The organism is Streptomyces sp. 2P-4, from assembly GCF_030167965.1.
Lineage (GTDB): Bacteria > Actinomycetota > Actinomycetes > Streptomycetales > Streptomycetaceae > Streptomyces > Streptomyces globosus_A.
The window spans coordinates 3,906,496-3,918,575 of the sequence record NZ_CP095011.1 but is presented as its reverse complement, the minus strand read 5'-3'; the positions used below and the strand labels follow the sequence as shown (position 1 = coordinate 3,918,575).

Sequence of the window (12,080 nt, the reverse complement as noted above, 5' to 3'; positions counted from 1 at the left end):
CCGGGAAGCGGGCTTCCTGCGGGGCTAGAGGTTGACCCGCTTCAGATACACCCGCCGGCGGTGGGGGACGGTCTGGTACCAGAGCAGGAGGTGCTCGTCCTCGTACGTCCGAAGCCGCATCGGATTCTCGTCCTCGTGCAGGCTGCCGTCCTTGGGGTCGATGCCCAGGGAGGCCAGGTCGACGAGCCCGTCCATGACGGCGCTGACGAGCAGTTGCTGTTCCGTCGGCATGTCCCCGAGAACCCAGAGCCGGCTGGGGTCGCATTCCCATGCCCAGCCGTTGTCGCTCTCGACGGCTTCGCCGCGCGGAGTCACAGGCCGATTTCCCGCTGGGCCTCGGCGAGGATGCGGCTGCTCGTTGCCATGGCGTCCTGGAACTGCTGCTCGGTGGAGGCGGGGTCGCCCGCGATCCGTTCCGCTTCGCGGAGGGTGGCCGCGCGGGCCGGCCAGCGGTGGATCGCCACGTGGGTGGCCCACTTGATCAGGAAGAAGCGAAGCGGGTTGATCGCCCCGGTCTCCGCGGCCCGGTCGAAGGCCTCGTGGCATTCCTTGTCGAGCGCCGCCAGGCTCGGCATGTCGATCCGCCGCACCGCGTCCCGCAGGGCCTCGCGTGTCATGGCCGGCTGGGGGATCAGGGGGCGGTCGCCGTCTTCCACCTGCTGTGCTGTCATCGGACTCCTCCAGGGGAACGCCGCCAGGATACCGAGACGGGCCTCGACATTGCCCTGAAACGCAGGAAAGCCCCGCACCAGAGCTGGTGCGGGGCTTTCCCACAATGATTGTTCGGCGGCGTCCTACTCTCCCACAGGGTCCCCCCTGCAGTACCATCGGCGCTGAAAGGCTTAGCTTCCGGGTTCGGAATGTAACCGGGCGTTTCCCTAACGCTATGACCACCGAAACACTATGAAGTTGAACTCAAGCCTTGCCGGGCATGGCGAGTTCGTTGCTTCAGAACTAACACAGTGGACGCGAGCAACTGAGGACAAGCCCTCGGCCTATTAGTACCAGTCAGCTCCACCCGTTACCGGGCTTCCACATCTGGCCTATCAACCCAGTCGTCTACTGGGAGCCTTACCCTCTCAAGGAGGTGGGAATACTCATCTTGAAGCAGGCTTCCCGCTTAGATGCTTTCAGCGGTTATCCCTCCCGAACGTAGCCAACCAGCCATGCCCTTGGCAGGACAACTGGCACACCAGAGGTTCGTCCGTCCCGGTCCTCTCGTACTAGGGACAGCCCTTCTCAATATTCCTACGCGCACAGCGGATAGGGACCGAACTGTCTCACGACGTTCTAAACCCAGCTCGCGTACCGCTTTAATGGGCGAACAGCCCAACCCTTGGGACCGACTCCAGCCCCAGGATGCGACGAGCCGACATCGAGGTGCCAAACCATCCCGTCGATATGGACTCTTGGGAAGATCAGCCTGTTATCCCCGGGGTACCTTTTATCCGTTGAGCGACGGCGCTTCCACAAGCCACCGCCGGATCACTAGTCCCGACTTTCGTCCCTGCTCGACCCGTCGGTCTCACAGTCAAGCTCCCTTGTGCACTTACACTCAACACCTGATTGCCAACCAGGCTGAGGGAACCTTTGGGCGCCTCCGTTACCCTTTGGGAGGCAACCGCCCCAGTTAAACTACCCATCAGACACTGTCCCTGATCCGGATCACGGACCGAGGTTAGACATCCAGCACGACCAGAGTGGTATTTCAACGACGACTCCACAACCACTGGCGTGGCCGCTTCACAGTCTCCCACCTATCCTACACAAGCCGAACCGAACACCAATATCAAACTGTAGTAAAGGTCCCGGGGTCTTTCCGTCCTGCTGCGCGAAACGAGCATCTTTACTCGTAGTGCAATTTCACCGGGCCTATGGTTGAGACAGTCGAGAAGTCGTTACGCCATTCGTGCAGGTCGGAACTTACCCGACAAGGAATTTCGCTACCTTAGGATGGTTATAGTTACCACCGCCGTTTACTGGCGCTTAAGTTCTCAGCTTCGCCCCACCGAAATGGAGCTAACCGGTCCCCTTAACGTTCCAGCACCGGGCAGGCGTCAGTCCGTATACATCGCCTTACGGCTTCGCACGGACCTGTGTTTTTAGTAAACAGTCGCTTCTCGCTGGTCTCTGCGGCCACCCCCAGCTCAAGGTGCAAGACCTATCACCAGGAATGGCCCCCCTTCTCCCGAAGTTACGGGGGCATTTTGCCGAGTTCCTTAACCATAGTTCACCCGAACGCCTCGGTATTCTCTACCTGACCACCTGAGTCGGTTTAGGGTACGGGCCGCCATGAAACTCGCTAGAGGCTTTTCTCGACAGCATAGGATCATCCACTTCGCCACAATCGGCTCGGCATCAGGTCTCAACCTTGTATGAGGGACGGATTTGCCTACCCCTCGGCCTACACCCTTACCCCGGGACAACCACCGCCCGGGCTGGACTACCTTCCTGCGTCACCCCATCGCTTACCTACTACAAGTCCGGTTCGTCGGCTCCACCACTTCCCTTCACCCGAAGGATCCAGGACGGCTTCACGGACTTAGCATCGCTCGCCTCGATATTGGGCGTTTCAAAGCGGGTACCGGAATATCAACCGGTTGTCCATCGACTACGCCTGTCGGCCTCGCCTTAGGTCCCGACTTACCCTGGGCAGATCAGCTTGACCCAGGAACCCTTAGTCAATCGGCGCACACGTTTCTCACGTGTGTATCGCTACTCATGCCTGCATTCTCACTCGTGAACCGTCCACAACTCGCTTCCGCGGCTGCTTCACCCGGCACACGACGCTCCCCTACCCATCACAGCCTCCGTTGGGAGTATTACTGCAATGACACGACTTCGGCGGTACGCTTGAGCCCCGCTACATTGTCGGCGCGGAATCACTTGACCAGTGAGCTATTACGCACTCTTTCAAGGGTGGCTGCTTCTAAGCCAACCTCCTGGTTGTCTCTGCGACTCCACATCCTTTCCCACTTAGCGTACGCTTAGGGGCCTTAGTCGATGCTCTGGGCTGTTTCCCTCTCGACCATGGAGCTTATCCCCCACAGTCTCACTGCCGCGCTCTCACTTACCGGCATTCGGAGTTTGGCTAAGGTCAGTAACCCGGTAGGGCCCATCGCCTATCCAGTGCTCTACCTCCGGCAAGAAACACACGACGCTGCACCTAAATGCATTTCGGGGAGAACCAGCTATCACGGAGTTTGATTGGCCTTTCACCCTAACCACAGGTCATCCCCCAGGTTTTCAACCCTGGTGGGTTCGGTCCTCCACGAAGTCTTACCTCCGCTTCAACCTGCCCATGGCTAGATCACTCCGCTTCGGGTCTAGAGCGTGCAACTCAAACGCCCTGTTCGGACTCGCTTTCGCTACGGCTTCCCCACACGGGTTAACCTCGCTACACACCGCTAACTCGCAGGCTCATTCTTCAAAAGGCACGCAGTCACGAGGATCCGAAGATCCCGACGCTCCCACGGCTTGTAGGCACACGGTTTCAGGTACTATTTCACTCCGCTCCCGCGGTACTTTTCACCATTCCCTCACGGTACTATCCGCTATCGGTCACCAGGGAATATTTAGGCTTAGCGGGTGGTCCCGCCAGATTCACACGGGATTTCTCGGGCCCCGTGCTACTTGGGAGATGAGCAAGCAAGCCGCACAGATTTCAGCTACGGGGGTCTTACCCTCTACGCCGGACCTTTCGCATGTCCTTCGCCTATCCATACGGTTTCTGACTCGCCCAGCCGCCGGCAGACGACTGAAGCTCATTCCCACAACCCCGCATGCGCAACCCCTGCCGGGTATCACACGCATACGGTTTGGCCTCATCCGGTTTCGCTCGCCACTACTCCCGGAATCACGGTTGTTTTCTCTTCCTGAGGGTACTGAGATGTTTCACTTCCCCTCGTTCCCTCCACACTGCCTATGTGTTCAGCAGCGGGTGACAGCCCATGACGACTGCCGGGTTTCCCCATTCGGACACCCCCGGATCAAAGCTCAGTTGGCAGCTCCCCGGGGCCTATCGCGGCCTCTCACGTCCTTCATCGGTTCCTGGTGCCAAGGCATCCACCGTGCGCCCTTAAAAACTTGGCCACAGATGCTCGCGTCCACTGTGTAGTTCTCAAACAACGACCAGCCACCCATCACCCCACCAGACAAGCTGGCGAGTTCACTGGGGCCGGCACTGAAGACCAGCCAGACGGCCGTGCCTTCAGGACCCAACAACGTGCCAGGCACCCTCGTTCATCCGCATCCTCTTTCCACGCCGAAGCAGTACTCGAGAACCATCAGATCCGAAGATGCCAACTAATCAACGTTCCACCCATGAGCTGACCGTGCAGAACGTTTGCCTGCAATCGGTACTGTGCTCCTTAGAAAGGAGGTGATCCAGCCGCACCTTCCGGTACGGCTACCTTGTTACGACTTCGTCCCAATCGCCAGTCCCACCTTCGACGGCTCCCTCCACAAGGGTTGGGCCACCGGCTTCGGGTGTTACCGACTTTCGTGACGTGACGGGCGGTGTGTACAAGGCCCGGGAACGTATTCACCGCAGCAATGCTGATCTGCGATTACTAGCGACTCCGACTTCATGGGGTCGAGTTGCAGACCCCAATCCGAACTGAGACCGGCTTTTGAGATTCGCTCCACCTCACGGTATCGCAGCTCATTGTACCGGCCATTGTAGCACGTGTGCAGCCCAAGACATAAGGGGCATGATGACTTGACGTCGTCCCCACCTTCCTCCGAGTTGACCCCGGCGGTCTCCTGTGAGTCCCCATCACCCCGAAGGGCATGCTGGCAACACAGGACAAGGGTTGCGCTCGTTGCGGGACTTAACCCAACATCTCACGACACGAGCTGACGACAGCCATGCACCACCTGTATACCGACCACAAGGGGGCACCCATCTCTGGATGTTTCCGGTATATGTCAAGCCTTGGTAAGGTTCTTCGCGTTGCGTCGAATTAAGCCACATGCTCCGCCGCTTGTGCGGGCCCCCGTCAATTCCTTTGAGTTTTAGCCTTGCGGCCGTACTCCCCAGGCGGGGAACTTAATGCGTTAGCTGCGGCACCGACGACGTGGAATGTCGCCAACACCTAGTTCCCAACGTTTACGGCGTGGACTACCAGGGTATCTAATCCTGTTCGCTCCCCACGCTTTCGCTCCTCAGCGTCAGTAATGGCCCAGAGATCCGCCTTCGCCACCGGTGTTCCTCCTGATATCTGCGCATTTCACCGCTACACCAGGAATTCCGATCTCCCTACCACACTCTAGCCAGCCCGTATCGAATGCAGACCCGAGGTTAAGCCTCGGGCTTTCACATCCGACGTGACTGGCCGCCTACGAGCTCTTTACGCCCAATAATTCCGGACAACGCTTGCGCCCTACGTATTACCGCGGCTGCTGGCACGTAGTTAGCCGGCGCTTCTTCTGCAGGTACCGTCACTTTCGCTTCTTCCCTGCTGAAAGAGGTTTACAACCCGAAGGCCGTCATCCCTCACGCGGCGTCGCTGCATCAGGCTTTCGCCCATTGTGCAATATTCCCCACTGCTGCCTCCGTAGGAGTCTGGGCCGTGTCTCAGTCCCAGTGTGGCCGGTCGCCCTCTCAGGCCGGCTACCCGTCGTCGCCTTGGTAGGCCATTACCCCACCAACAAGCTGATAGGCCGCGGGCTCATCCTTCACCGCCGGAGCTTTCCACCGCGGAAGATGCCTTCCGCAGTCGTATCCGGTATTAGACCCCGTTTCCAGGGCTTGTCCCAGAGTGAAGGGCAGATTGCCCACGTGTTACTCACCCGTTCGCCACTAATCCCCTCCCGAAGGAGGTTCATCGTTCGACTTGCATGTGTTAAGCACGCCGCCAGCGTTCGTCCTGAGCCAGGATCAAACTCTCCATGAATGTTTACCGGTAATCCGGTGCACACACACGTAGAGCGGGCCAGTCATGTCGGAATAAGACCGACTGACCACTGCGTCCTCGCTGTGTTGTTGCCTGCAAGCACTTCCAGAGGAAGCCTCACAGGTCTTTTTCAAAGGAACCTCATCCACCGAAGTGGACGGGGTATCAACTTCTGGCGTTGATTTTTGGCACGCTGTTGAGTTCTCAAGGAACGGACGCTTCCTTCGTACTCGCCCGCAGTAACACTTACTGGGGCTTTCCTCCGGGCTTTCGTTCTTCGTTTCCGACTCTATCAGACTCTTTCGGGCCTGACCCCCAGTCAGCGGGGCTTGTCTTCCGGGCTGTTGGGCCCTTCCGACTCCCAGAACTCTAGTGGATTTCCCGGTCGATTCATAATCGGCCTCCGGTCGTGAATTCGGGCACGCCGAATTCACTCCCGATGGGAGATCGTGCTGAGTTGGGTGCCGCGACGAGGCGGCGGATTGTTGCGCCCAAAACCTTCCGGCTCTGGGGCAACCCGCAGAACTTTACGGATCCAGGGGGGACGTGTCAACCCCCCTGGTGTGGGCCTGTCAGTTGCGCGACTGGAGGTCTTCGACCCGGTCCAGCAGGCGCGTGAGCATGTCGCCCAGGACGCCCCGCTCCTTCGTGGAGAGGTCCTGGAGCAGGTCCTCCTCGAAGATCGTCGCCGCGCGCATCGCGTCGAGCCACTTGCTGCGGCCCTCGTCGGTGAGCTCCACGATCACGCGCACCCTGTTCGACTCGTCCCGCTCACGCGTGACGAGCCCCTCCGCCGTCATGCGGTCGATGCGGTGCGTCATCGCGGCCGGCGTCAGGCCCAGCTGCTTCGCGAGTTCGCTGGGGCCCATCCGGTAGGGGGCTCCGGAGATGACGAGGGCCTTGAGGACCTCCCACTCGGCGTTGCTGATGCCGAGGGCGGCGGTCTGGCGCCCGTACGCCACGTTCATGCGGCGGTTGAGCCGGCTGAGCGCCGACACGACCTTCTCCACCTGCGGATCGAGGTCCTGGAACTCGCGCTGGTAGACGGCGATCTGCTCGTCGAGGCTCGGCTCTGGGACGGGCTGGAGGCCGTCGGCGGTGTCACCCATGGTCCGAAGTATGGCACGAGCGCGTTGGCGTCTAACTCCTTCGATGTGTACTCTTAAGCATCGAATTTTAGCTGTGAAGTCTTCAGGCTTCAGTGATCTGGGCAGGTGAGAAGTGACCAAGGTGATGGGCGCCGCGATGCGGCGGATCCAGGCCGGCAACGCGCTGACGGCGTTCGGCATCGGCTTCACGGTTCCGTTCCTCTACATCTACGTGGCGCAGGTGCGGGGCCTCGGCTCCATGGCGGCGACCAGTGCTTTCGTCGCCTTCGCCGTCAGCGCCCTGGTCGCCTTGCCCCTCACAGGCCGCGTCATCGACCGCCGCGGTCCCGTTCCCGTCGTCGTCGGCGCGGCCGTCGCCGCCTCCGTCGGTGCGCTGGCCCTCGGCCTCTCCGACGGGCTCGTGCCGATCCTGGTCTCCGCCCTGGCGCTGGGCGCCGGGCAGGCCGTCATGCAGCCGGCGCTCGCCACGATGATCGTGTGGTGCTCCACTCCGGGGACGCGGACCAGGGCCTTCGCCCTCCAGTTCTTCATGCAGAACCTCGGCCTGGGCATCGGCGGCCTCATCGGCGGCCAGATCGTCGACGAGAGCCGGCCGGGCAGCTTCACCCTGCTCTTCGGCATCGAGGCCGTGATGTTCCTGGTCCTGGCCGGCGTCATCCTCACCGTGCGGATGCCGCACGCGCCGAGCATCAAGGACGCCGTGCCGCGGGATCCGGCGCAGGCCGGCGGCGGCTGGAAGCGGATGGTCCGGCACCGGGCCATGGCCAAGCTGCTCGTCCTCGGCTTCGTGATCTTCTTCGCCTGCTACGGGCAGTTCGAGTCCGGGCTCGCCGCCTTCGGCACCGAGGCGGCGCGGATCTCGCCGTCCACGCTGGGCTTCGCGCTGGCAGCCAACACCGGGGCGATCGTCGTCGCGCAGTTCGCCGTCCTGAGGCTGGTCGAGCGGCGCCGCCGGTCGCGGGTGATCGCGCTGGTCGGGCTGATCTGGACCGCGGCCTGGCTGATCGCCGGGTTCTCCGGGCTGGGCCACGGCGGTGCCGTGGCGGCCGCCGCCGCGTTCGTCACCACGTACGCGCTCTTCGGGATCGGCGAGGCGATGCTGTCCCCGACGCTGGCTCCGCTGGTCGCCGATCTGGCGCCGGAGGGTTCGGTCGGCCAGTACAACTCGGCCTTTGCCCTGGTCAAGCAGCTGGCGCTGGCGCTCGGGCCGCTGGGTGTGCCGCTGGGGGCGGGCGCTCCGATGCTGTACGTCGCCGTGTTCGTCGCGGTCTCGCTGGGCATCGCGGTACTGGCGCTGCGGCTCGGCCGGGAGCTGGCGCCGGCGCAGGACCAGCCGTCGCTGCTCAAGGGCGCCCCGCAGGCCGTGGCCGCGAAGGCCGCCGCTGCCGCGCCGGTCGCTGCGTAGGCCGTCGTCGAGCAGCCACAGGCGGGGCCCGGTCTGTTCGGACCGGGCCCCGCCTGCGTTTCCCGTCAGCCGGCGGGCGGCTTGTCCGGGAGGGCGAACTCGCACCAGACGGCCTTGCCGCCGCCCGGGGTGCGGCGGGAGCCCCAGGACGAGGCGATCGTCGCGATGATCGAGATGCCGCGGCCGGTCTCGTCGCCCGGTTCGGCGCGGCGGCGCCGCGGCAGGTGGTCGTCGCCGTCGGTGACCTCCACGATCAGACGGCGGTCGGTGCGGCGCAGGCGCAGGCTCATCGGCGGCGTGCCGTGTTGGAGGGAGTTCGCGACGAGCTCGCTCGCCGCGAGGACGCCCAGGTCGCACAGTTCGACGGGGAAGCGCCAGGAGCTGAGGACGCCCTGAGCGAAGGCGCGGGCACGCGGGGCCGCCTCGATGCCGCCGAGGAGGTCGAGGGCGGCGTTGTGGAAGAGCTCGGCCTCCGGACCGGTGCGGTCCGGCTGCTGGAGGACCATCACCGCGACGTCGTCGTCGTGGTCGGCGTCCACGCCGAGGGCGCGCATCAGGCGGTCGCAGATGACGGACGGGCTGCCCTGCGCGCCGGCGAGGGCCCTCTCCAGGGCGGCGACACCCTCGTCGATGTCCTCGCCGCGGCGCTCGATGAGTCCGTCGGTGTAGAGGACGGCGGTCGAGCCGGGGCCGAGGGCGATGGTTCCGGAGGCGTGGAGCCAGGCGCCGGTGCCGAGCGGCGGGCCGGGGGGCTCCGCGGCGCGGCGTACGACGCCGTCGGCGTCGCGGACGAGGATCGGCAGGTGGCCGGCGGAGGCGTATGCGAGGAGGCCCTCGCTGGGGTCGTGGACGGCGTACACGCAGGTGGCGATCTGGCTGGCGTCGATCTCGGCGGCGAGGCCGTCGAGGAGCTGGAGCACCTCGTGCGGCGGGAGGTCGAGGCGGGCGTACGCGCGGACGGCCGTGCGCAGCTGGCCCATGACGGCGGCGGCGCGAACGCCGCGGCCCATCACGTCGCCGATGACGAGGGCGGTGCGGCCGGCTCCGAGGGTGATGACGTCGTACCAGTCGCCGCCGACGGCCGCCTCGGTGCCGCCCGGGTGGTACACGGCGGAGACGCGCAGGTCGTCGGGCTGCTCCAGTTCCTGCGGCAGGAGGGAGCGCTGGAGGGTGACGGCGGCCTCGCGCTGGCGGCTCTCGCTGGCGCGCAGGCGTTCGAGGGCTTCGGCGTGGTCGGTGACGTCGGCCAGGTGGATCATGACGCCGGTGCCGGGGTGGGCGTGCTGGTCGGCGTCGGGGCCGTGGGGCTCCTTCGGGAACTCGACGGGGGTGCAGGTGACCGTGTACGAGCTGCCGCCGCCGGGTGCGGTGCGGTTCTTGGCGGTGCGGGGGCGGCCGCTGCGCTGCACCTGGTCGAGGAGGGGGAGGAGGCCGAGCTCGCCGAGCTCGGGGAGGGCCTCGTGGGCGGGGGTGCCGGTGGGCCGGGGGCCGAAGCCGGCGGTGTAGGCGTCGTTGACGTAGGCGACGCGGTGCTCGGGGCCGTGGACGAGGGCGACGAGGGCCGGGAGGCGGCCGAGGACCTCGCGTACGGAGAGTTCGTCGAGGGAGGGCAGGGCGGGGGCGGCGGCGCCGGGCGTGTCAGGGCGGGCCGCGGCAGGGCCCGCGCCGGGGCCGGTCCCGACGCCGGCGGTGGTGGGATCGGCGGGGCCGCCGTCCGCAGCGGCGGCGCGGCCGGCGGCGCCGCGGGCCGCCGGGACGGCTCCCTCGCCCCGCTTGGCCTGGGCGGCGGCGTGTTCGGACCGGGCGGCGGCGCGGCGCTGCGTTCCGGGAAACCGGGCGCTCCAGCGCGTGAAGTTCACTGCGTTCAAGCCTCGTGGTGTCGCGAGTGGTCGCTGTATCGCTGGGGGGTGAGTCGCTGGACGATGTCACTCTGTGCAGGTGTCAGCGCACCTATGGTCACACGCCCAGTGTGTCCGACGGCACTGACAGCGTCAGCTCTGGCTGTCCTTCGGGGGGTCCGGGTCGGGCGGTGGCGGGGGTGGGAGGTGGCCGCCGCCGGCGGCGAGTTCGAACTCTGCCCTGGGGTGTTCGAGTGATCCGAGGGAGACGATCTCGCGTGTGAAGAGGCCCGAGAGGGTCCATTCCGCGAGGACCCGCATCTTGCGGTTGAAGGTGGGGACCCGGCTGAGGTGGTACATGCGGTGCATCAGCCACGCCGGATACGCCTTCAGCTTGCGGCCGTAGATGTGGGCGACGCCGCGGTGGAGGCCCAGGGAGGCGACGGACCCCGCGTAGCGGTGGGCGTACTCGGTGAGGACGCCGCCGCGGAGGGAGGCGGCGAGGTTGTCGGCGAGGACCTTGGCCTGCCGGACGGCGTGCTGGGCGTTGGGGGCGCACTCGTGGCCCGGCTCGGCGGCGGTGATGTCGGGCACGGCGGCGGCGTCGCCGGCGGCCCAGGCGTGTTCGACGCCCTCGACGGTGAGGAAGGAGGTGCAGCGGATGCGGCCGCGGTTGTTGAGGGGCAGGCCGGAGGCGGCCACGATCGGGTGCGGTTTGACGCCGGCGGTCCAGACGACGGTGCGGGTGGGGAAGCGGGAGCCGTCGCTGAGGACGGCCACGCGGTTCTCGCAGGACTCCAGGCGGGTGCCGAGGCGGACGTCGATGCCGCGGCGGCGCAGTTCGCGGACGGTGTAGACGCCCATCTGGGGGCCGACCTCGGGGAGGATGCGGTCGGTGGCCTCGACCAGCACCCACTTCATGTCCTCGGGCTTGACGTTGTGGTAGTAGCGGGCGGCGTAGCGGGCCATGTCCTCGAGTTCGCCGAGCGCTTCGACGCCGGCGTAGCCGCCGCCGACGAAGACGAAGGTGAGGGCGGCGTCGCGGAGGGCCGGATCGCGCGTGGAGGAGGCGATGTCCATCTGCTCGATGACGTGGTTGCGCAGCCCGATGGCCTCTTCGACGGTCTTGAAGCCGATGCCGTAGTCGGCGAGGCCGGGGACGGGGAGGGTGCGGGAGACCGAGCCGGGGGCGAGGACGAGCTCGTCGTACTCGACCTCCACGGGGCCGCTGCCCTCTTCGGCGGTGGCCAGGGTGGTGATGGTGGCCGTGCGCTTGGCGTGGTCGATGTGGCGGGCCTCGCCGCTGATGATGCGGCACTTGTCGAGGACGCGGCGCAGCGGGACGACGACGTGGCGGGGGGAGATGGAGCCGGCGGCCGCTTCGGGGAGGAAGGGCTGGTACGTCATGTAGGGCTCGGGGGTGACCACCGTGACCTCGGCTTCGCCGGGCTTCAGCTTCTTCTGGAGCCGCAGGGCCGTGTACATGCCGACGTAGCCGCCGCCGATGACGAGGATGCGGGTCGGGGCGTCCTGCGGGCGGGAGGCGGGCACGGAGGCCTCGGCGGGGGTGGGCGCCGCGGGGGCGTCCGGGGGCGCGTCCGGGGGCGGTGCGGCCTCAGGGGGTGGTGCGGCGCCGGGGCGGTCGGGCGTGGCGGGGCCGGTGGACGCGGCGGGCGTGGCGGGTGTGCCGGGCGGGGTACCGGGGGCCGTGCCTCGGGAGTGAGCAGCCTTCACCATCCCATGACGCAACGTGGCTGGGAGTTTGTCCACAGGCCCGGCACATTGTGTGACCGGAGGGAGCAGTGGGGCGGGGGTCCCGGAGGGCACGGAA

General features: G+C 65.6%; 6 protein-coding genes and 3 rRNA genes. 1 reads left to right on the top strand and 8 read right to left on the bottom strand.

Annotation, left to right across the window (positions count from 1 at the left end; all coding sequences use genetic code 11):
* Positions 1-24 precede the first annotated feature (24 nt).
* From MUK52_RS17300 to MUK52_RS17275, 6 genes are all read right to left on the bottom strand, one after another.
* Complete coding sequence (locus tag MUK52_RS17300) at positions 25-231, bottom strand: hypothetical protein (RefSeq protein ID WP_162793312.1); 207 nt, start codon at positions 229-231, stop codon at positions 25-27.
* 80 nt (positions 232-311) lie between these two features.
* Positions 312-671 (bottom strand): hypothetical protein, encoded by a 360-nt coding sequence (locus MUK52_RS17295; protein ID WP_114058161.1) that lies wholly within the window; start codon positions 669-671, stop codon positions 312-314.
* Positions 672-781: 110 nt separating this feature from the next.
* Positions 782-898 (bottom strand): 5S ribosomal RNA (rrf, locus tag MUK52_RS17290).
* 80 nt (positions 899-978) lie between these two features.
* Positions 979-4,092, bottom strand: a 23S ribosomal RNA gene (locus MUK52_RS17285).
* Positions 4,093-4,374: 282 nt separating this feature from the next.
* Positions 4,375-5,897 (bottom strand): 16S ribosomal RNA (locus MUK52_RS17280).
* The 16S, 23S and 5S rRNA genes sit together here, the layout of an rRNA operon.
* Positions 5,898-6,469: 572 nt before the next feature.
* Positions 6,470-7,006: a MarR family winged helix-turn-helix transcriptional regulator gene (locus MUK52_RS17275; RefSeq protein WP_114058163.1), complete on the bottom strand. Its 537-nt coding sequence runs from the start codon at positions 7,004-7,006 to the stop codon at positions 6,470-6,472.
* Positions 7,007-7,130: 124 nt separating this feature from the next.
* On the opposite strand from MUK52_RS17275, the gene MUK52_RS17270 reads away from it, so the two are divergent.
* A complete protein-coding gene (locus MUK52_RS17270; protein WP_174250563.1) occupies positions 7,131-8,411 on the top strand; it encodes an MFS transporter in 1,281 nt (426 codons plus the stop codon).
* A gap of 65 nt (positions 8,412-8,476) precedes the next feature.
* Here MUK52_RS17270 and MUK52_RS17265 read toward each other — a convergent pair whose 3' ends face one another.
* A complete protein-coding gene (locus MUK52_RS17265) occupies positions 8,477-10,270 on the bottom strand; it encodes an ATP-binding SpoIIE family protein phosphatase (protein WP_114058165.1) in 1,794 nt (597 codons plus the stop codon).
* A 132-nt stretch (positions 10,271-10,402) separates the two neighbouring features.
* Positions 10,403-11,986: an NAD(P)/FAD-dependent oxidoreductase gene (locus MUK52_RS17260; protein ID WP_284578032.1), complete on the bottom strand. Its 1,584-nt coding sequence runs from the start codon at positions 11,984-11,986 to the stop codon at positions 10,403-10,405.
* Positions 11,987-12,080: the final 94 nt, after the last annotated feature.

Coding starts and splice junctions, on each gene's coding strand:
- MUK52_RS17300 (WP_162793312.1), bottom strand. CDS start 231: ATGCCGACGGAACAGCAACTGCTCGTCAGCGCCGTCATGGACGGGCTC.
- MUK52_RS17295 (WP_114058161.1), bottom strand. CDS start 671: ATGACAGCACAGCAGGTGGAAGACGGCGACCGCCCCCTGATCCCCCAG.
- MUK52_RS17275 (WP_114058163.1), bottom strand. CDS start 7,006: ATGGGTGACACCGCCGACGGCCTCCAGCCCGTCCCAGAGCCGAGCCTC.
- MUK52_RS17270 (WP_174250563.1), top strand. CDS start 7,131: ATGGGCGCCGCGATGCGGCGGATCCAGGCCGGCAACGCGCTGACGGCG.
- MUK52_RS17260 (WP_284578032.1), bottom strand. CDS start 11,986: ATGGTGAAGGCTGCTCACTCCCGAGGCACGGCCCCCGGTACCCCGCCC.